The following is a 19,936-nucleotide window of genomic DNA, read 5'->3' on the forward strand; positions in this document are numbered from 1 at the left end:
TATGATTCAACGTATCCAGAGTGTGTGGTTGTTCTTGGCTTCGGCCACTATTTTTGCCCTGTTCCTATTTCCTTACCTGCAATATGCCGATTTGGGGGGGATGGGTAAAGCACTGAAGGTAACCGGTATCTATCACGGCGTGGAAGGCCAGGCGGTGCGTGCTGAGTTTTTTATCGGCCAAACCGTTGCAACGGTGTTGTTGGGGCTGTTCCCCCTGTATATCATTTTTAAATTCCGTGAACGCAAACAACAGATTCGATTGATTGTATTGGAAATCGTCGTGCTGTTGCTGTTCGGTGCTTGGCTATATATTTCGGCCAGCGGTGCATTGGCCGAGGCCCGGCAATTTATTTCCGCACGGAACATCGGTGTCGGATTTTTCTTGCTACCCATCAGCATTGTCTTCCTCGGCATGGCCATGGCAGCTATTCGGAAGGATGAAAAATTGGTCAAATCGGCAGATCGGTTAAGAGGATGAGAAAGATAAGTTTGCTGGTTGCCTTGGCACTGCTTTCGGTGCCCGCGGTACTTTTCGCGCAACAAGGCGATACCCATGTCTCGCAAGATTCCATTGGATTGGTCATGGATGGCATCCGGTTTGAAGCTACCGCCTATACGATAGACACGGCCACGAATACCGCCACGGCGACCTTAACGCTGACCAACCTGTCGGAGCGATCGCGCGAACTGAAGGTGAATGTGTATGGCACACAACTCGTGGACGACCAACGGAACGCCTATTATTTTTCGACCCTTACGATGGGCCGTGTATTGATGCGATTTGAAGACCGCCGGAATTACCTGCATTATCTCCTACAACCGGATACCCCTGTCGTACTGACGATCACGGCGCAAGGCATCTCGGCCAAAGCCACCGCGATACAGGTCGTGAAAGTGGTTTTTGAGGACAGTGAAGACGAGGGACGGTTCTTGGAAGCCTACCTCCCGGCCGCTGTAGTAGAATAGCTAGCGGTATCGGATCTGTTGTTGCCGGTCCATCATGCCCATCTGGTCTTTCATCATTTTGATCTGATCGGCAAGGAGCTTGTTCTTGTCGGCTCTTTTTGCTTCCTGGAGGTATTTGGTTGCTTCCCGTTTGTTGCGTTTGGCCATGGCAATGCCTGCCAAGCTTAGTTTCGCAAGGGCCACATTATGCCCCATGTGCAACCCCAATGACAACGCTTTCTTGAAAAACTTTTCCGACTGCATGGGCGACTTCTGCGATTCCATCAATCCCAACAACAGGTGGTAATAGCCATGCTGAGCGCGGATGAGCTGTTTTTCGTAGTTTTTGATACGTCCCAACCATCCGGCGGCTTTCGCCATGTTCTCCTTGCGGAGGTAAAATTGGGCGATGAGCATGTTCTCATTGAAAAAGACCGTTACAAATGCCACGATGGTGATGAGGATGCCGACGATACCCCATCCCCATTCTCCATAGACAAACAGGGCTACGGTAGCCACCAACAAAAGGGTAGATAGGATAATCCGAACGAGGTTAGACATGTGTCGCTATTATTACTTGATGTAACTTTTCTTAAAAACCCTACAAATATCCGTTTATTTCAGCGCTTTACCAACTGGCTGTCGTTACATTTTACAATAAAGTGTATTTTTGCTGGTATGAGTGTACAATTGGAACCGGGTTGGAAAGCAGTACTGGGGCCCGAATTCGAGAAACCCTACATGCAGGAGCTCAAACAATTTCTGGTGCTGGAAAAACGCAACCATGCCGTTTATCCGCCCGGTAACCTCATCTTCAACGCATTTAACCACACGCCGTTCGACGATGTAAAGGTGGTGATATTGGGGCAAGATCCCTACCACAATGTGGGACAGGCCCACGGCCTGTCTTTTTCCGTTCCCCCGGGCGTGGGTATACCACCCTCATTACGTAATATGTACCAGGAATTGGCCACGGACATCCCCGGGTTCCAAATCCCGAAACACGGTGACCTTACCGCGTGGGCCAACCGGGGGGTACTATTGCTCAATGCCACGCTGACGGTTAGGGCCCACACCGCAGGTTCGCACCAAGGTAAGGGGTGGGAAGCCTTTACGGATAAGGCAATTGCGGAATTATCGGCCCTCAGGCAGGGAATCGTGTTCCTGCTATGGGGCAGGTATGCTAAAAATAAAGCGGCACTTATCGATCACCGTAGGCACCATATCCTTACCGCGGCACACCCATCCCCATTTTCGGCCCACCATGGTTTCTTCGGGTGCAAACACTTTTCCAAGGCGAATGCCTTTTTGGTGCAACAGGGCCTTCAGCCGATCGACTGGCAGGTCTAGTATCAGTATTCCATCGGGACGATGGGCTCTTTTTTGCTCGTAGACATGATCATCATGGTCTGGAACGTCTTGACAAAGGGGATTTTGCTGATTTTTTCCATGATAACCGCTTCATAGGCCTTGATATCTTTCACGTAAACTTTTAACATGAAATCGCACTGGCCCGTCACGTGGTGGCACTCGGTCACTTCCTTGATGTTTTTAACGGCCTCGACGAATTCCGGAATGGCATTATGTGTGTGGAAGTCGAGCGATATCTGGATAAAGGATTTGATGCCCAGACCCAGCTTTTCCTCATCGACAAAAGCATGGTAACTCTTGATGTAGCCTGAATTTTCAAGCTTGCGCACACGTTCCAAAGTGGGGGCGGGCGAAAGGCCGATGCTGGACGCCAGCTGCAAGTTGGTGATTCGGCCGTTTTCCTGAAGGAGTTTCAGGATTTTAAAGTCGGTTTTATCGGGTTGGAACGCCATATCTCAGTGATTTGAACATGAACTCTTCTTCTATAGCCTGTTTGCCAAATTATATTTGGCAATAATACGGTTTATTCTTCATATTGTTTGTTTGGGGATTTGGGTAAGGATGTCTCTAAAACGAATCCCATTCATTATCACTGATTTGTAAAAATATGGAAAGCGGGTGCATTCCCCGAAATGAGCGGCCGATAGACGAGGTTTATTGGCAGTTTAATCGTAACTTTGCATCTCGAAAAGCTGGGCGGGACGCTTAGCGGCTTATTGACGTTGCGGAGGAATGCTATGAGTACAAAAGACGATGAATTATTGAAAGAGCTTGCGCTCGAGGAATATAAATACGGATTTACCACGGATATCGAAATGGATATCGCCCCCAAAGGGCTTAACGAAGATACCGTGCGGTTGATTTCTGCCAAGAAGAATGAGCCCGAATGGTTGTTGGAGTGGCGGTTGAAAGCACTGAAACACTTTCTCCAAATGGATATGCCCACTTGGCAGAATTTCGATAATCCTGACGTAGATTTCCAGGAGATCTCTTACTATGCGGCGCCCAAGGCAAAGCCCAAGCTGAATAGCTTGGACGAAGTAGACCCCGAGTTGCTCTCTACCTTCGCGAAACTGGGCATACCGCTCGACGAGCAAAAAGTACTCGCGGGGGTTGTGGCCGTAGATGCGGTTTTTGATAGCGTATCGGTCAAAACCACGTTCCGCGAGAAATTGAAAGAACAAGGTATTATTTTCTCTTCCTTCGGTGAAGCAGTACAAGAGCACCCCGAGCTGGTGAAACAATACCTCGGTACAGTGGTGCCGCAAACGGATAATGTGTATGCGGCACTCAACTCGGCGGTATTTTCCGACGGTTCCTTCGTGTACATCCCCAAAGGGGTACGCTGCCCCATGGAGCTTTCTACCTATTTCCGCATCAATGCGGAAAACACCGGGCAATTTGAGCGCACGCTGATTATCGCCGATGAAGGAGCTTATGTAAGTTACCTCGAAGGGTGTACCGCCCCGATGCGCGACGAGAACCAGATGCACGCCGCGGTTGTTGAGCTGGTAGCACTGAAGGATGCGGAGATCAAGTATTCGACGGTGCAGAACTGGTATCCCGGTGATAAGGACGGTAAGGGCGGCATCTACAATTTTGTCACCAAGCGGGGTATTTGCAAAGGTGATCACGCCAAGATTTCCTGGACCCAGGTGGAGACCGGGTCGGCCATCACATGGAAGTATCCGGGAGTGATCCTGAAGGGTGACCATTCGGTGGGCGAGTTTTATTCGGTCGCCCTTACGCGCAACAAGCAGATAGCCGATACAGGTACGAAGATGATCCACCTGGGCAAGAACACGCGAAGCAAAATCATATCAAAGGGCATCTCGGCCGGCGTGAGCCACAATAGTTACCGGGGCCTGGTGAAAATCGGCCCCGGGGCGGATAATTCGCGTAACTTCACCCAATGTGATTCGTTATTGATCGGCGACCGCTGTGGGGCGCATACCTTCCCTTATATCGAGAACCGGAATAAGACGGCCACGCTGGAACATGAAGCAACAACATCCAAGATTGGAGAGGATCAGCTGTTCTACCTTACACAGCGCGGTATCGACCCGGAAAAGGCCGTTGGGCTGATTGTGAATGGATATGCCAAAGAAGTGCTGAACCAGCTGCCCATGGAATTTGCCGTAGAGGCACAGAAGCTACTGGCCATATCGCTTGAAGGAAGTGTGGGCTAATTATTTATAGAAAGAAGAGTAGTGAAATTATCATGTTAAGTATTAAGAATTTACACGCATCAGTAGAAGATAAAGCCATATTGAAAGGCCTTGACCTGGAAGTGAAAGCCGGTGAGGTGCATGCCATCATGGGTCCCAACGGCTCGGGGAAGAGTACGCTCGGAAACGTATTGGCCGGCCGGGAAGCGTATGAGGTAACCGAAGGGGAGGTGCAGCTAGACGGCCTGGACCTGCTGGCCCTCTCGCCGGAGGACCGCGCTCGGGAAGGGGTGTTCTTGGCATTCCAATACCCCGTGGAAATACCCGGCGTATCTAATATCAACTTCTTGAAAACGGCACTGAATGAAATACGTGCGTACAAAGGGCTGCCGCCAATAGAGGCCCGGGAGTTCCTGAACAAGGTGAAGGAGAAGCAGAAATTGGTGGAGTTTGACGCGAAGTTGGCTAACCGCTCTTTGAACGAAGGGTTTTCGGGGGGCGAGAAAAAGCGCAACGAAATCCTGCAACTGGCTATGCTGGAACCTAAATTGGCCATTTTGGACGAGACCGATTCGGGACTGGATATCGACGCCCTCCGTATCGTGGCGCGGGGCGTAAACCAACTGCGTACCGCAGACAATGCGTTTGTGGTCATTACCCACTACCAGCGGTTGCTGGAATACATCGTACCTGATTTTGTGCATGTCCTTTACAACGGCCGTATCGTCCGGTCGGGCACCAAGGAACTCGCGCTGGAATTGGAAGAAAAGGGTTACGACTGGATCAAGGAAACGGTCGGTGCCTAAACAATGGTTTTAGAATTTGAAAGGAGCGGCTATGTTGGATGAAGTGGCTACAGATACCATGATTACACAAACGAGTGATTCTTTATATACCCAATTGATTAAAACAACCGGCGAGCGCCTCTCGTCGGGAGCCCCCGGATCGCTGGGCGAGATCCGCAAGCAGGCACTGGAACGCTTCAAGGCTACGGGTTTCCCCACCGTAAAGGACGAGGATTGGAAGTATAACCACGTGCAACCCCTGGTTAACCGGGCATATGCATTGGAAGCAGAGGCACTCCCGGCGGGCACCGCGTTGGATAACGCGCGTATTCCCGAACTCGACGCCTACCGCGTGGTATTGGTAAACGGACAATACAGCAGCGAGCTGTCGTCTGTAGAAACGATTCCCGGCCTGCAGGTGATGCCCATTGAGGAGGCATTCGAACGGCTGTGTTTTGCGAAGTATTTTACAGCCTATGCCGATAAAACGGATAACCCGTTTGTAGCATTGAATACGGCGTCGTTCACCTCTGGCCTATTTATCGAGGTGGGCAAGAACATCCAACTGGACAAGCCCATCCATGTCATCCATGTTGCGGCATCCGCTAACCCCTTGTTTAGCCAAACCCGCAACCTATTTGTAATGGGTGCCTTCGCGGAAGCGGAGATCATCGAATCCTTCGTAACGGACGATGCATCCGAACGCAGCCTCAGCAACCACGTTACCGAAATCATGGTGCGTGAGAACGCAAAGTTGCAACACTATTACCTGCAAGTCGCCGGAGAACAAAGTAGCTACATCAACCACACGGAAGTACACCAGGAAAAACATAGCCTGTATAACAACTATAACTGTTCCTTTCCGGGCGCGGCGTTTATCCGCAACAATATCAACGTGCGGCTGGGCGACAGCGAGGTCGAAAGCCATTTGTATGGCATCGCCCTTACGGCATCCGACCAGTTGGTAGATAACCACACCATCGTGGACCACCTGAAACCCCATTGCGAAAGCTACGAGTGGTATAAGAACATTACACAGGATACTTCCACGGCCGTCTTCAACGGTAAAATATTCGTGCGCCTCGACGCGCAAAAGACCAATGCCTTCCAGCAGAACAACAACCTGCTTATCGGTGAGAAATCGGCCGTATACACCAAGCCGCAACTGGAAATCTTTGCAGACGATGTAAAATGCAGCCATGGCTGTACCATCGGCCAGTTCGATAATGAAGCACTGTTCTATCTGCGGGCAAGGGGTATAAGCGAAGCACAGGCGAGGGTACTGCTGACACACGCATTTGCATTTGACGTGACCAGTCGTTTTAACAACGATACCGTACGCCAGTACGTGGAGCACTTGGTGGAAGAAGGGCTTTAACCGACTGCTGGTACGTGTATGTAACGGCTGTCGGACATCCTATCACTCAATATCTCGTTAAAAGCCACGTATGCGTGGATTTCTTTCCCGATTAGGTTTGATGGTAAAGGGAAAAGATAATGCCCTGCCCCCCGCTGGATGCCGGATGTCCGGATATCCCAGCCTTTGGTTGCTTCCAGATGCAGCACGATAATCGTATTCTGCTCCTTCATAAGCAGGTTATCCGACGACCCATCCCACGAAAAAGAAAGTCCGTCGCCTGTCCATTCCGCAGCGAGCGATTCAGCGGAAGCAAGGGGGCCGATGCTGATTTTCGCTTTGCTGTAATCGAAATACAATTCGGGATAACTGCCGCCGATTGCTTGCTTCTTGTGGTACGACAGCGCCATATTGAAGGGCGTCATGGGGAGTCCTTCGGTAGCCTGCTGATACCCCAACCGGATGACCGTAGTGATGGGTGATAGAAAAGACATCGCCAGCTTCATCCGCCGTTCGTTTGCCAGTTGCTTTTCACTGCGCGGCTTCTTGGATTTTTTGGGGAGCGAACGCATGACATTGATACCCCGCCACTGATACCCGACTACACTTCCGACTTTTCCATTGAAGCTGCCGTTTGCACCGTCTTTGAATGTTGCCATAGGTAGGTAAGTTTATTAAAAGATTTATGCGAATGTATAAACTTCCTTAAATAATAAAAAATATATAACTAACATAAATGGTATATCGTAAATGTTTACAAAGGATCATTACGTAGTATATCCCTAAAAACCCCCTATAAAACCCCTAGAAAACCCCTATTATTTAAAGAAAATCGTGTATTGTTGAGAATGGGGAATGTTACTATAGGGGGTAGAACGAAATGTAACAAATTTTAAAACCAACTTAACAAAATGAGACAAGAAATGAGACAGAAAACGGTGTTTTTACATCAAATACCCGTCAATCTGCCATAGGAAAATTAATGCAATTATTAACTTCTCTCAATGGAAATCAATCTGTAAAACACTGATTGCAAGGTTTATTTAATGCAAAATCCTCACATACTGCGAGGATGAAAGTGGAGCGAAAGACGAGGCTCGAACTCGCGACCCTCAGCTTGGGAAGCTGATGCTCTACCAACTGAGCTACTTTCGCTTGGGCTGATGCAAATGTAATGCAATCCGTGAATTTTCAAAAATTACTTTGCCGAAAGCGTAGTGCCTTCATTACAAATGACCAATCCGGGATAGCTTATCCGGATCGACTATCGAGAAAATACGCATTATTTGGAATTGATGGCTATCCCATTCAAATACCTGACAATTAACCAATTTGCCGTCTTCATAAAAAAGCAAGGCCGGTTGATGGTTGACGGTATGTATTTCTAGTTCATAGCGATACTGGTAGTGATTATAGAGATATAACATGAGGTCGATAACCGGCCGTTGACCTTGTGTAAACTCACTAACCACTTGCATCTTTTTGCCACCATCGGCTTTCACCGCAATTTCTTTGGACAGCAACTTCGTGAGCGACTCGATATCACCGGTTTCGATACAATGGATGTAGGTGTCCAGGAGATCCGCGGTTGCCGTGGCGACAGGTTTAAATCCACCGTGGCTGTCCTTCAGGTTTCGCCTTGCGCGGCTTAATAATTTCCTCGAATTGTCAACCGTAATCGACAAGGTTTCCGCAATTTCCTCATGTGCGTAACCAAACGCTTCTTTCAGGATAAATACCGCCCGTTCTCTGGCGTTGAGGTGTTCCAGGAGCACCAACATCGAATACGAAATGATCTCCTTCTTTTTCAATCGGGAATCGGCTCGTTCGGTAGCGACAGGCTCGGGTAGCCACATTCGCTGGCCATGGATGCGTGTATTCCGGTTTTTGAGATTGATCGCCCGGTTAATCACGCTTTTTATCAAGTATGCGCTTTCATTTTCCAATGTTGTACCCACCCCCGATAGCCGCTTCACCATCACATCCTGGATCACGTCGAATGCATCGTCTACAGACCCTAGGATGTTGTAGGCGTAAGGGAATAACTTACTTTGGTAATCGGTCATCGCTAATCGTTCTCCATTTTTGGGAATGGACCCCTATCCGTTGCGGGCATGGCGGGCCAGCGGGATAGGGGTCCATCTTTTTCAGTTAAAAAGATCATAGGAGGCAGCGGCAAGCTCAAGAAATTGCAGGTTCTCCGGTGTTTCCAGGCCGCTTCCATCACGTTGCTGTTGGAATAATTTGAAAGAAGGAAGCGCGAGGAATTGTTGTTGTGCCGCCTCACTATCAAACGTAGCGATGTGTGTGAAAGTTTTTCCATCCGCGCCAAGATAAGAAATGTAGCGGATAGAGGGGTTGTTGAGCGCCTTGATATCGCGGACGAAAGTCTTTACATTTTCAAGGTTCTTTGCAGCAAACGACGGCTGCACGGTGTACGTTACTTTTACAATTTTCATTATTGTTTTTGTTTAAATTATTCTCTTGATTGACAATTAACCCTGTTTAAACGTGACAAAACGAGGTGTCAAATTTTGATTTATTTATTCGCCCACCTGTGGAGTAGTCGGTTTTCAATCCGTTCGTGCTTCCATGAACGATTATTCGTGTATTTGAGTTTACTCGCTAGATGAGAAGTGTGAAAAAAGAACTGAATGTAGACTTTATAGGCGGTAAGGAGCCATGAACGGCCACCGAAGCAGCGGCCATCAGAAGGAAAAAAAGCAAACACGGTCGAAGGTTGGCCATGCCAAAGAAAGGCAGAAAATTTCCATTGTTTCAAGGTGAAGGAGTAATCATTGCCGCCGACCACATGGTTTCTCAGACCGTTATCGCATCCGCGCAATTCATCCCATCGATTGCTGCCGATACGATGCCTCCCGCATAGCCGGCACCTTCGCCGCACGGGTATAGCCCCTTGAGTTGTGGATGCTGCAGGGTTTCTTTATCCCGCGGTATGCGCACCGGCGACGACGTACGCGATTCGACCCCCACAAGCACGGCCTCATTGGTATAATATCCCTTCATTTTCTTGCCGAACATCGGAAGCGCTTTCTGGAGCGCATCGTGGACAAATGCTGGCAGGACTTCAACAAGCGGTGCACTTTTGGTGCCGGGTTTGTACGAGTTTACGGGTAAAGAACGGGATTGCCTCCCTTCCACGAAATCGACCATGCGTTGGGCGGGTGCCACCAGGTTGCCGCCGCCCACCACATAGGCGCGTTCTTCCACTTCATGCTGGAAGTCCATGAGCGCGAATGGGTAGCGAGCTACCTGTGGGACGTCCCGCAGGTTTACCTGTACCACCGTTCCCGAATTGGCATACGGGTTGTTTCGTTTGGAGGGCGACCAGCCGTTTACCACCACTTCGCCCTTGTCTGTGGCGCACGGGGCGATGACGCCACCCGGGCACATACAGAATGAAAAGACGCCCCGGCCACCCACCTGCTGTACCAGACTGTAATACGCCGGCGGTAGGTGCTCGCCCCGTACCGAGCAATGGTACTGCGCCTGATCGATGATTTCCTGCGGATGCTCGATACGCACACCGAGGGCGAAGGGTTTGGGTTCCACGAGCAAACGCTTGCGGTGGAATAGCTCGAAAACATCCCGGGCCGAGTGCCCCGTGGCCAAGATTACATGGTCGGCCATGATTTGTTTGCCCGAAGCAAGCTCAATGCCTTTAACATTCCCCCCGTCCTGCAGGATGTCGGTCACCCGGCTATCAAAATGGATTTCGCCACCGTGGTCCAGCACGGTTTGACGTATGCGCTGGATAATGTGCGGCAGTTTATTGGTGCCGATATGGGGGCGGGCATCCACCAATATGTCTTCCGTAGCGCCATGGGCCACAAATACGTTTAATACCTGTTGAACGTCTCCCCGCTTATTGGAGCGGGTGTATAGCTTGCCATCGGAATAGGTGCCGGCCCCGCCTTCGCCAAAGCAGTAGTTCGAGTCGGGGTTAACAAACCCGTCCCTGTTTAATACGGCAAGGTCACGCCGCCGCTCCTGTACGTTTTTGCCGCGCTCCACCACCACGGGGCGGAAGCCTTTTTCCAGACAGCGCAATGCCGCAAATAAGCCTGCGGGACCGGCGCCGACGATGACCACCGGCGGCGCGGCTGCTACATTGGCATACGCCACAAGCAAATTGTCGTGAGTGGGCGGCTCGTCGATATAATAAATGATGCGTACCCGGAATACCACACGCTTCCCGCGTGCATCGATGGAGCGCTTCCGGATTTTCAAGCCTTTAATCCGTTCGGGGGCGATATGAAGTTGCGTGGCGCCTTCCTGCAGAAGGTGTGCTTCGTCTGAGATCCGCTCGGGGAGAACACTTAATTCGAGTTCTTGCTGCATGTAATGATGTCGGGTTTTTATCCCGAAGTGTAACAAAGGTATAAATTTTGCAATCAAAGTATTAAATTAGTGGCATTAATGCATTTAAAATCAATCAATATGAAGAGAAGATTATTCATGGCAATGGTGGGGCTTTTTGCTGCCATGTCGTTCAGCTCGTGCGGTTACAATACCCTTGTTAACCTCGAAGAAAATGTAAAAGGTAAGTGGGCACAGGTGGAGAATGCCTACCAACGGCGTGCGGACCTGATTCCCAATCTCGTCAATACGGTGAAGGGGGCGGCGAATTTCGAACAGGAAACGCTTACACAGGTTATCGAGGCGCGTGCCAAAGCATCGTCGGTCACCGTAGACCCCGAAAATCTGACGCCGGAAGCCATCCAACAATTCCAGCAGTCGCAAGACGCGCTGTCGCAATCGTTGGGTCGCCTGCTCGTCACCGTGGAACGTTACCCCGAGCTGAAGGCTAACCAGAACTTCCTGGAATTGCAAGCACAGTTGGAGGGCACTGAGAACCGGATCAGCACCGAACGGCGCGCATTCAACGAAGCTACGCAGGAATACAACTCGTCCGTTAGGCGGTTCCCCAACAATATTACCGCAGGACTTTTCGGTTTCAAGCAGAAAGGCTATTTCGCTGCGGAGGCGGGCGCCGACAAGGCGCCGGAGGTGCAGTTTTAAGAGGGATTTGAGGCATCGGGCGTGAGATTTAAGAAGTCTGATGCGGGATTTGAGACTTAAAATGGATAATTAGTTGTATGCAGCCATTCACAGAAGAACAACAGGAAGCAATCGTACACGCCGTCCAGGTGGCCGAGGGGCATACCTCGGGCGAAATACGCTTGGCCGTTGAGCCCCGATGCAAGGGTGAACCCATGGAGCGGGCGGCCGTATATTTCCACCGATTGGGCATGGATAAAACTGCCCTGCGGAACGGTGTGCTGATTTACATGGCAACCGACGACCACCGGTTCGCCATCATTGGCGATGCCGGAATCCATGCGAAAGTGGCGGCAGGGTTCTGGGAGGAAACGAAGGAGCTGATGTTGCGGCATTTTAAACAAGGCGATTTGGTGCAGGGGCTTATTGAGGGAATTAAACATGCCGGGGAGCAGTTGCAGCACTTCTTTCCGCGACAGGACGATGATGTGAATGAGCTGCCTAATGACATAGCCTTCGGCGATGGTAAAAACGATTGAATATTTTAAAGTAATAATCATTGGCGGTTTGCTGCTTGCGGCAGGGGTGACGGTATCTGCACAGGATTTCCCGGCTACTCCCAATACGCTGGTCAACGATTACACCGGTACCCTCTCCGCTGCCGAAGTGGAGCGATTGGAACACAAGCTGGTCGCTTTTGACGACAGTACGTCGACGCAGATTGCGGTAGTTGTGATGCAGTCTACGGGGCAATACGAGATTGCGGATTATGCCGTACGATTGGCGCAACAATGGGGTATCGGCGGCAAGGAACACGATAATGGCATTCTGTTGCTGGTAGCCTTGGGCGACCGGGCCGTGACGATACAAACCGGCTATGGGGTGGAAGGGGCTGTACCTGATGCCATCGCGTACCGCATTATTGAGAACGAAATCAAGCCCCCATTCCGGCAAGGAGATTATTTCGCAGGTATCGACCGAGCCACTGACGCCCTCATCGCCTATACGAAGGGCGAGTACAAGGCCGCACCGAAGAAAGAAAGTGGTGGCGGCAGTGGGTGGGGTTCGCTCATTTTCATCGTGATCATTGTTGTGGTCGCTATCGCATTGTCGGGACGAGGCGGTGGCGGTGGCGGCAGGGTAATGGGCGGCCGCGGGGCTTCCGACCTGCTATGGTGGACGCTCCTGAGTGGTATGGGCCGCGGTGGCCGCGGCGGTGGTTTCGGCGGCGGCGGTGGCTTTGGTGGTGGTGGCGGCGGCTTCGGCGGCTTCGGTGGTGGTGGCTTTGGCGGCGGTGGGGCCAGTGGAAATTGGTAGGCCTGTACGCAAACCATCAGACGTAACAATGTGTTTATGAGGAAAGCATTGATGGGGAATTATCCCATCTTTGCCAACGTATATATGAGAACGATAATGAACAACATGATGAGGAAATTGGTTTTGGTGGCTGTAGCCGCGTTGCCCATGGCGGTGGTTGCACAGGAGGATTTTACCGTGACGGCGAAGGTGGGTAACTTGAACACGCCCGCCAAGGCGTATCTAAGCTATCGGACAGCTACGGGTGCCGTATTGGATTCGGCTACGGTGACCGATGGGGCATTCAAATTCCACGGCACGGTCGCGGCACCCGCAAGGGCGTTGGTGCTGCTTGCCCACGAAGGGGGCGATATCCGCGGGATGGAAGACCCCGACCGGGTGGAAATCTATCTCGAGAAGGGAGCTATCCAAGTTACTTCTGCCGATTCGTTGGTCAATGCATCCGTAAAGGGCGGTGCCACAAACAAAGACTTCGCTACCTACCATGAATACGTTGCTCCCTTACAAGCCAAGATGGGCGACGTGATGGCGCGTTTCGTTGCCGCCTCTGACGAGCAGAAACAGGACCCCGCCTTCATGCAGGGCTTGCAGGCCGAAGCCATGGCCATCCAGGAAGAGCAGAAAACGATAGACTTTGAATATATCAACACGTACCCGTCCAGCGTGGTCAGCCTCGACCTGCTCATGCCCTATGTAGGATCGGAGCCTACCGCGGAAGTTGTGGAGCCCGCGTTCAACAAGCTGTCGGCAGCATTGAAAAATTCCGATAAGGGAAAGGCGATTGCGGCGCAACTGGAAACTACGAAACGGGTGGATATCGGTGCTATTGCCCCCGACTTCAGCCAGCCCGATACGGCCGGTACGCCATTGGCGTTATCTTCGCTTCGAGGCAAGTATGTATTGGTCGATTTTTGGGCAAGCTGGTGCGGCCCGTGCCGGCAAGAGAATCCTAACGTTGTTGCGGCCTACCAAGCATTTAAGGATAAGAATTTTACGGTGTTCGGTGTGTCGCTTGATCGCCCGGGCGCTAAGGACGCCTGGTTGAAAGCCATCAACGACGACGGTTTGCAAGATTGGCCGCATGTCTCCGAATTGAAGTGGTGGCAATCCGATGTGGTGGAATTGTACGCTATACAAGGTATTCCAGCCAATTTCCTGCTCGATCCCGAAGGCCGGATCATCGCCAAGAACCTCCGGGGTGCGGATCTCCACAATACACTGGCCGCGCTGCTCCGATGATACACGCCCCGGGCCGCTTGTTAGACCCGGGGCGTTTTTATGTTTTGCTACCTCATATCACAACGAAAGGATATCCACAAGGCGGAGTAGGTTTTCGTTGACGGTACCGATGTGCTTGATCGCCTTGCTGAATGGCGTAAAGACCGCTTGTCCGTGTATCAAACCTGCCATTTCGCCACGGCGGCCTTCCAGAAGGGCTTCCACGGCAACCACACCCAAGCGGCTGGCCAGTACCCTATCCATGCATGAAGGGCTCCCACCGCGTTGGATATGGCCGAGGATCGATACCCGCATATCGTAATGGGGAAAACGTTCTTTGATGCGTTCTGCTACGGCGAAAGCGCCGCCTGCGTCGTCTCCTTCGGCCACGATGATCACCCGTGACGCTTTATTTTTGCGGGTACGGTCCAGCCGATCCATCATCGCTTCATATTCCACCTTGATCTCAGGGATCAACACGCACTCCGCCCCCACACTGATCCCTGCCCGTAGGGCGATGAGACCCGAGTCCCGGCCCATTACTTCCACGACGAAAACACGGTCGTGCGATTCGGCGGTATCACGGATTTTGTCCACCGCTTCGATAACCGTATTGATGGCCGTATCGTAACCGATGGTAAAATCGGTGCCTACCAGATCATTGTCGATCGTGCCCGGCAGGCCGATGATGGGGATGTTGTGCTCCTCGATGAATTTGGAAGCGCCGGTGAAGGTGCCATCGCCGCCGATGGCCACTAAACCATCGATACGGTGGTTCTTCAGGTTCTCGTAAGCCTGCTGGCGGCCCTCCACCGTGCGAAACTCTTCGCTCCGTGCCGTTTTCAGGATGGTCCCCCCGCGTTGGATAATGTTGGCTACCGATTTGGCATCCATCGGAAATATGTCGCCATGGACCATACCGTCGTATCCGCGCCCGATTCCAAATACGTTGAGGTTGTAGTAGAGACCGGTTCGGACTACCGCACGGATGGCTGCATTCATCCCCGGGGCATCGCCCCCGGACGTGAATACGGCAATGTTCTTGATGTTGCTCATTAATTTATTTTATTGTGTTTGTTTTTCGTTGTTGATAGGCAGCTATGCCACGGTCCAAAAAATTGATATAATTCTGGATATCTTCATTATACGCTTGGGCAGGCACCAGCTGGTTCCCTTCGCCATCCACAACCACATAGTAAGGTTGGGCATTGGTGCCGAAGCGCGATGCTTGGAGGTCGGACCATTTTTGGCCTACCCGGCGTATTTTCTTTCCACTGAACGCAGAAACATAATGTTCTTCAGGAGCCAAATCAGTCCGATCGTCTACGTAAAGCGATACGAGGATATAGTCTTCCTTTAGCCGTTTCAGTACCTGTGGGTCCGGCCATACGGATTCTTCCATTTTCCGGCAATTCACGCAACTCCACCCCGTGAAATCCAACAGGACAGGTTTGTCTACCTGCTTGGAATAGGCCAAGGCTTGGTCGTAGTCATAGAACGCATCGATGCCGTGTGGTGCATGGAAAACGTCGCCGTATTTTTTGACGATGCCGTTGCCCGTGCTCGGTGCCTGGCCAATCCCCACGCCAACCTGATGCAGGTTGAAATCCTGCGTGGGCGATGGTGGTAACCAAGCGCTTAACGCTTTCAGTGGCGCCCCCCACATACCGGGTATCATATAGACGGTGAAAGAGAGGACGGTGATGGCGAAAAATAAACGCGGAATGGAGATGAACGGCACGTCGCTATCGTGCGAGAATTTCAATTTGCCCAATAGGTAGAGGCCAAATAAGCCGAAGATGACAATCCAGATGGCCAGGAACACTTCCCGGTCGAGCAGGCCCCAATGATAGGCAAGGTCGACATTCGATAAGAATTTGAAGGCCAACGCCAGCTCCAAGAAGCCCAACGACACTTTTACCGTGTTGAGCCATCCACCAGATTTAGGCATTTCCTTAAGCAACGAAGGGAAAAACGCAAATATCATGAACGGTATAGCCAGTGCTACTGAAAAGCCCAGCATGCCGATGGCCGGGCCTAGCAGCGCTCCTTCGGCCACCGCTTCTACCAATAGGTAGCCGATAATGGGCCCTGTGCATGAAAACGAAACCAACGCCAGTGTAAATGCCATGAAAAACAAGCCCAGAAAGCCGCTTTGGTTGGATTTCTCATCCATCTTATTGACAAAACGGGAAGGCAGGGTGATTTCAAAGGCACCGAGGAAGGAGATGGCGAATACAATAATGATCAGGAAAAACAACAGGTTGAACCAAGCACTGCTCGCCGCCTCATTGAGCGCCGATGCACCGAAAAGGAGGGTGACCAGCATGCCCAAAGCTACGTATATGACAATGATGAACAGGCCATACAACAACGCATTGATAACCCCTTTGGTTCGGGTGCCGCTCTGCTTCGTGAAATACGAAACGGTAAGGGGTACCATCGGGTAGATACAGGGCATCAGGAACGCCGCAAACCCGCCGATGATGCCGGCGATGAAAATCCCCCAAAGGGTCTGGGGGCTGCCCCCATGGGTAGCGGTACCGTCGGCAGCAGCCAGTTGGGCTTGCCCTTGCGTGCTATCTGCCAGATCCTGCCCGTCGCCGAATACCACATCATCGGGTACGTCGATGTATTCCATCGATTCGGCCGATGTATCGGGGCTCTCTGTGAACTCGACATCGCTGAAATCAAGCAAGGTGTCCTGAGGTGGGGTATGGGGCAAAGCAACCGTGGCCATACCCATTAACAATGATAACGTAAAGAGAATACGCTTCATGAACAGCATCTATTAATGACGTGCAAAAATAACAAAGAAAGGCAGAAAAATGCCTTTCTGGGTTTCTTTTTAGACCGAGGTAAGGGAACTATTTAACCGCTACCGCAAATTCCACTTCATCGGGCGGCAAGCACTGGTTTGCGTCGCAAGCCATGAACTCAACGGCTCCTTTCACGGTTGTGGCACCCTTCTTTAATTTGATTTTCTGTTGGAAAACCACCTCTTTGTCGAAGTACCCAACGTTCATCGCAAAAACTTCCTCGTATTTGGTCTTGGGCTTCGGTTCAGCTGGCTTGCCCACGAGTGTATAGTCTGCAGACGGACTGAAGGTAAATGACGTCTTGATGGGACCGCCCTCTTCCACGTGTTGCGAGTAGATGTGCCATCCCTCGTCCATCGTGGCCTTAATGAAAACCACCGCCTCGTCTTTGCTGATCTTTTTTGCGCCGAATTGCCAGGTAACCGGTTTCAAGATTTGCGCGAAGGCACCGGTTGCCGCGAAACACAAAACCATGGCTGCTAATACTACTTTTCTCATAATCATTCAAGTGTTGTTTTCGTAAAATATATGACTCGCTTTACTACTTGGGGTTTAATTCCAGCAGCAATGTTCGGTGTTTGTGCTGCAAAGGTAATTAATCCTGTTCAGATGACAAAGGCTATCTCCTTGATGTCAAAATCGACGCGATGGCCATTGAAATCGATCTGTAAGCGCCCTGTTTCGCTAACGCCCCGCAAGACGCCCGATACCGTTATCCCGTCTACCAGGAAGGGGTGCGGTTCGTTGAGGCGATACAGCCCTTGTTCATAATCAGCCAAAACGGCATCAAAACTACCCGACTTCAGCCTCATGTATTCCCGCTCGATGCGTCTGCAAAGGTCGGGCAATAATTCAGATACTTGGCAATCCCTATGTAAAATTTGCTTGACCGAGGTAGTCTGCTTTTCGATTTCAGGGGGGAAGGAAACCTGATTGACGTTGACACCGATACCTACCACTGCTGATTTCCACACCTTGCCGTTCAAGATGTTCTCAATCAGGATGCCACCGATTTTTCGATCGCCGATATACAAATCATTCGGCCATTTAACCTTTACTCCGACAAGGGTTAACGACTGCAGCCATCGGGCAACAGCGAGGCTGATGGCGGCGGTAAGTACGAATTGCCGTTTCGGGTCGAGGAAAGTGGGGGTAAGCAGCAAACTTATCGTCAGGTTCTTCCCCGGTTCGCTTTGCCAAACGGCACCTTTTTGCCCTCTGCCACCGTACTGGTCAACTGCCATTATTACAGTGCCTTCAGGGAGTGGCGTGGATTTTGACAGAGCGTCCTTGAGGTAATCGTTTGTGGAAGGGATCCGCTGTAATGTAATCACATTTTGTCCCTCGAATAATCCCGAAAATGTGTTACTTTGCAATACGAATGGAATAAAAGGGTGTCATTGCCCCAAAACTATAATTATTTTTAATGATAAAAAACAAAAAATCAGTCCTATCAGCCCGCCTGTCGGAGGTCGTTGTGCACGGTATGCAGGAAAAGAAGGGTAATGAGATTGTTAGGCTTGATTTGAGGAACATAGGGGGCTCGGTTTCCGATTATTTCGTAATTTGCCACGCAGACTCATCAACGCAGGTCAACGCCTTGGCCCGAAGTGTGGAAGAAGAAGTTTACAAAGCACTTCAACAGGAACCTTGGCGTAAAGAAGGGATGGAACACGGGGAATGGATTTTATTGGACTTCGTCGATGTTGTTGTCCATATTTTTAAAACAGATAAACGCAGCTATTACGGTATCGAAGACCTATGGGGAGATGCCGAAATGGAATACTACCAGAGCGCGTAATTCAAACAGAACAAAAAGGAAAGCAAAGGTATGCCTAAAGGACCAGATAGATTAAAGAGAGTGCCCAGTAAAAAGGTGACGCCGAAGCCGCCACGTTTCAATATTATATGGCTGTGGGTGGCGATGTTTTTTGGCTTCTTTGCGTTGCAGTATCTTTTCACTGACGACAATGCGAAGGAGATTACCTATGAAGAATTTGAAGAAAAGATGCTTAAGCCGGGTGATGTGGATCATTTGGTCGCCTATAAGCAGAATGAACTGATTTTCGTCGAAGTTTTCATCAAAAAAGACCGGCTTAGCGACCCTAAGTACAAAGATGTGCAACCCAGTTCCAACGGACTGACGCTTGCTCCTTCCACGGGTCCGCAGTACGTCTTTACGGAATTTTCGGGCGAAGTGCTACAGCGGAAACTGGCGGAAGCGCAGCAGGATACCCCACCAGCGGACCGTGTGTCGGTAAGGCCGGAAGATCGCACCAATGCATGGACGGGATGGATTTTTTCCATCATGCTGCCGTTATTACTGATTATCGTGTTTTGGATTTTCATCATGCGCCGTATGGGCGGTGGCGGAGGTGGGCCCGGGGGCCAGATTTTCAACATCGGAAAGTCCAAGGCTACCCTCTTCGACAAGGAATCGCAGGTAGCGATCACATTCAGCGATGTGGCCGGGCTGGAGGAAGCCAAACAGGAGGTGATGGAGATCGTCGATTTCCTCAAAAACCCGAAGAAATACACGAATCTGGGCGGAAAAATCCCGAAAGGGGCGTTGCTGGTCGGTTCACCAGGGACAGGTAAGACCCTGTTGGCCAAGGCGGTGGCTGGCGAGGCGCAGGTGCCTTTCTTCTCGCTTTCAGGTTCTGACTTCGTTGAGATGTTTGTGGGTGTAGGTGCTTCGAGGGTAAGAGACTTGTTTAAACAGGCAAAGGATAAGGCTCCTTGTATCATCTTTATCGATGAGATTGACGCGATAGGTCGTGCCAGAGGCAAGAACAATATTGTTGGCGGAAACGATGAGCGTGAGAATACGTTGAACCAGCTGCTTGTTGAAATGGATGGATTCGGTACCGATTCGGGTATCATTATCCTTGCTGCAACGAACAGACCGGATGTACTCGACTCTGCATTATTGCG

General features: G+C 50.8%; 22 protein-coding genes and 1 tRNA gene. 12 read left to right on the forward strand and 11 right to left on the reverse strand.

Features of this window, described 5'->3' with window-relative positions; translation table 11 throughout:
• Position 1 precedes the first annotated feature (1 nt).
• On the forward strand, positions 2 to 478 hold the full coding sequence (locus tag ACO1NT_RS03595; RefSeq protein ID WP_449047031.1) for a DUF4293 domain-containing protein: 477 nt from the start codon (positions 2 to 4) through the stop codon (positions 476 to 478).
• A complete protein-coding gene (locus ACO1NT_RS03600; protein WP_449047032.1) occupies positions 475 to 966 on the forward strand; it encodes a hypothetical protein in 492 nt (163 codons plus the stop codon). Before ACO1NT_RS03595 ends, ACO1NT_RS03600 begins: the two co-directional genes overlap by 4 nt.
• On the opposite strand, the gene ACO1NT_RS03605 is transcribed toward ACO1NT_RS03600, so the two are convergent.
• Positions 967 to 1,506 (reverse strand): DUF2892 domain-containing protein, encoded by a 540-nt coding sequence (locus ACO1NT_RS03605; RefSeq protein WP_449047033.1) that lies wholly within the window; start codon positions 1,504 to 1,506, stop codon positions 967 to 969.
• A gap of 117 nt (positions 1,507 to 1,623) precedes the next feature.
• Between ACO1NT_RS03605 and ung the strand changes: the two genes are divergently transcribed.
• Positions 1,624 to 2,295: a uracil-DNA glycosylase gene (gene ung / locus ACO1NT_RS03610; RefSeq protein WP_449047034.1), complete on the forward strand. Its 672-nt coding sequence runs from the start codon at positions 1,624 to 1,626 to the stop codon at positions 2,293 to 2,295.
• A gap of 2 nt (positions 2,296 to 2,297) precedes the next feature.
• Here ung and ACO1NT_RS03615 read toward each other — a convergent pair whose 3' ends face one another.
• Positions 2,298 to 2,768, reverse strand: a complete 471-nt coding sequence (locus tag ACO1NT_RS03615) for an Lrp/AsnC family transcriptional regulator (RefSeq protein WP_449047035.1) — start codon at positions 2,766 to 2,768, stop codon at positions 2,298 to 2,300.
• Between the two features lie 285 nt (positions 2,769 to 3,053).
• Here ACO1NT_RS03615 and sufB point away from each other — a divergent pair, with 285 nt between their 5' ends.
• Genes sufB through sufD form a run of 3 tightly spaced genes read left to right on the forward strand, consistent with a single transcriptional unit; the run spans position 3,054 to position 6,647 of the window.
• Positions 3,054 to 4,505: a Fe-S cluster assembly protein SufB gene (sufB, locus tag ACO1NT_RS03620; RefSeq protein ID WP_449047036.1), complete on the forward strand. Its 1,452-nt coding sequence runs from the start codon at positions 3,054 to 3,056 to the stop codon at positions 4,503 to 4,505.
• A 32-nt stretch (positions 4,506 to 4,537) separates the two neighbouring features.
• Positions 4,538 to 5,290: a Fe-S cluster assembly ATPase SufC gene (sufC, locus tag ACO1NT_RS03625; protein WP_449047037.1), complete on the forward strand. Its 753-nt coding sequence runs from the start codon at positions 4,538 to 4,540 to the stop codon at positions 5,288 to 5,290.
• A gap of 58 nt (positions 5,291 to 5,348) precedes the next feature.
• On the forward strand, positions 5,349 to 6,647 hold the full coding sequence (gene sufD, locus ACO1NT_RS03630) for a Fe-S cluster assembly protein SufD (RefSeq protein ID WP_449047038.1): 1,299 nt from the start codon (positions 5,349 to 5,351) through the stop codon (positions 6,645 to 6,647).
• On the opposite strand, the gene ACO1NT_RS03635 is transcribed toward sufD, so the two are convergent.
• The 5 genes from ACO1NT_RS03635 to ACO1NT_RS03655 form a co-directional block, all read right to left on the reverse strand.
• Complete coding sequence (locus ACO1NT_RS03635; protein WP_449047039.1) at positions 6,644 to 7,285, reverse strand: DUF6266 family protein; 642 nt, start codon at positions 7,283 to 7,285, stop codon at positions 6,644 to 6,646. The two genes, sufD and ACO1NT_RS03635, sit on opposite strands and share 4 nt — an antisense overlap.
• A 420-nt stretch (positions 7,286 to 7,705) precedes the next feature.
• Positions 7,706 to 7,781 (reverse strand) — tRNA-Gly (locus ACO1NT_RS03640).
• A gap of 71 nt (positions 7,782 to 7,852) precedes the next feature.
• Positions 7,853 to 8,692: a sigma-70 family RNA polymerase sigma factor gene (locus ACO1NT_RS03645; RefSeq protein WP_449047040.1), complete on the reverse strand. Its 840-nt coding sequence runs from the start codon at positions 8,690 to 8,692 to the stop codon at positions 7,853 to 7,855.
• An 81-nt stretch (positions 8,693 to 8,773) separates the two neighbouring features.
• Positions 8,774 to 9,085, reverse strand: coding sequence for a hypothetical protein (locus ACO1NT_RS03650; RefSeq protein WP_449047041.1), 312 nt, complete (start codon positions 9,083 to 9,085; stop codon positions 8,774 to 8,776).
• A 361-nt stretch (positions 9,086 to 9,446) separates the two neighbouring features.
• Positions 9,447 to 10,988 carry an NAD(P)/FAD-dependent oxidoreductase gene (locus tag ACO1NT_RS03655; protein ID WP_449047042.1) on the reverse strand — a complete coding sequence of 514 codons (1,542 nt, stop codon included), beginning with the start codon at positions 10,986 to 10,988 and terminating at the stop codon, positions 9,447 to 9,449.
• Positions 10,989 to 11,087: 99 nt separating this feature from the next.
• Between ACO1NT_RS03655 and ACO1NT_RS03660 the strand changes: the two genes are divergently transcribed.
• The 4 genes from ACO1NT_RS03660 to ACO1NT_RS03675 all read left to right on the forward strand — a co-directional run bounded on the left by ACO1NT_RS03660 (position 11,088) and on the right by ACO1NT_RS03675 (position 14,204).
• Positions 11,088 to 11,669 (forward strand): LemA family protein, encoded by a 582-nt coding sequence (locus ACO1NT_RS03660; protein ID WP_449047043.1) that lies wholly within the window; start codon positions 11,088 to 11,090, stop codon positions 11,667 to 11,669.
• Positions 11,670 to 11,746: 77 nt separating this feature from the next.
• Positions 11,747 to 12,187, forward strand: a complete 441-nt coding sequence (locus ACO1NT_RS03665) for a TPM domain-containing protein (protein WP_449047044.1) — start codon at positions 11,747 to 11,749, stop codon at positions 12,185 to 12,187.
• Complete coding sequence (locus ACO1NT_RS03670; protein ID WP_449047045.1) at positions 12,171 to 12,965, forward strand: TPM domain-containing protein; 795 nt, start codon at positions 12,171 to 12,173, stop codon at positions 12,963 to 12,965. The genes ACO1NT_RS03665 and ACO1NT_RS03670 overlap by 17 nt, the downstream gene beginning before the upstream one ends.
• Before the next feature lie 105 nt (positions 12,966 to 13,070).
• Positions 13,071 to 14,204 carry a redoxin domain-containing protein gene (locus ACO1NT_RS03675; protein ID WP_449047046.1) on the forward strand — a complete coding sequence of 378 codons (1,134 nt, stop codon included), beginning with the start codon at positions 13,071 to 13,073 and terminating at the stop codon, positions 14,202 to 14,204.
• Positions 14,205 to 14,261: 57 nt separating this feature from the next.
• On the opposite strand, the gene pfkA is transcribed toward ACO1NT_RS03675, so the two are convergent.
• The 4 genes from pfkA to ACO1NT_RS03695 form a co-directional block, all read right to left on the reverse strand.
• Positions 14,262 to 15,239 (reverse strand): 6-phosphofructokinase, encoded by a 978-nt coding sequence (gene pfkA / locus ACO1NT_RS03680; RefSeq protein WP_449047047.1) that lies wholly within the window; start codon positions 15,237 to 15,239, stop codon positions 14,262 to 14,264.
• Between the two features lie 4 nt (positions 15,240 to 15,243).
• Complete coding sequence (locus tag ACO1NT_RS03685) at positions 15,244 to 16,962, reverse strand: protein-disulfide reductase DsbD family protein (RefSeq protein ID WP_449047048.1); 1,719 nt, start codon at positions 16,960 to 16,962, stop codon at positions 15,244 to 15,246.
• 88 nt (positions 16,963 to 17,050) lie between these two features.
• Positions 17,051 to 17,500: a protein-disulfide reductase DsbD N-terminal domain-containing protein gene (locus ACO1NT_RS03690; protein WP_449047049.1), complete on the reverse strand. Its 450-nt coding sequence runs from the start codon at positions 17,498 to 17,500 to the stop codon at positions 17,051 to 17,053.
• A 107-nt stretch (positions 17,501 to 17,607) separates the two neighbouring features.
• The gene (locus ACO1NT_RS03695) at positions 17,608 to 18,336 is read right to left on the reverse strand and encodes a biotin--[acetyl-CoA-carboxylase] ligase (RefSeq protein ID WP_449047050.1); all 729 of its coding nucleotides are present in this window, start codon (positions 18,334 to 18,336) and stop codon (positions 17,608 to 17,610) included.
• Positions 18,337 to 18,428: 92 nt separating this feature from the next.
• Here ACO1NT_RS03695 and rsfS point away from each other — a divergent pair, with 92 nt between their 5' ends.
• Positions 18,429 to 18,803, forward strand: a complete 375-nt coding sequence (rsfS, locus tag ACO1NT_RS03700) for a ribosome silencing factor (protein ID WP_449047051.1) — start codon at positions 18,429 to 18,431, stop codon at positions 18,801 to 18,803.
• Between the two features lie 30 nt (positions 18,804 to 18,833).
• Positions 18,834 to 19,936, forward strand: a 1,103-nt coding sequence (locus ACO1NT_RS03705; protein WP_449047052.1) for an ATP-dependent metallopeptidase FtsH/Yme1/Tma family protein, incomplete at its 3' end; no start/stop codon positions are given.

Source organism: Parapedobacter sp., assembly GCF_053550995.1.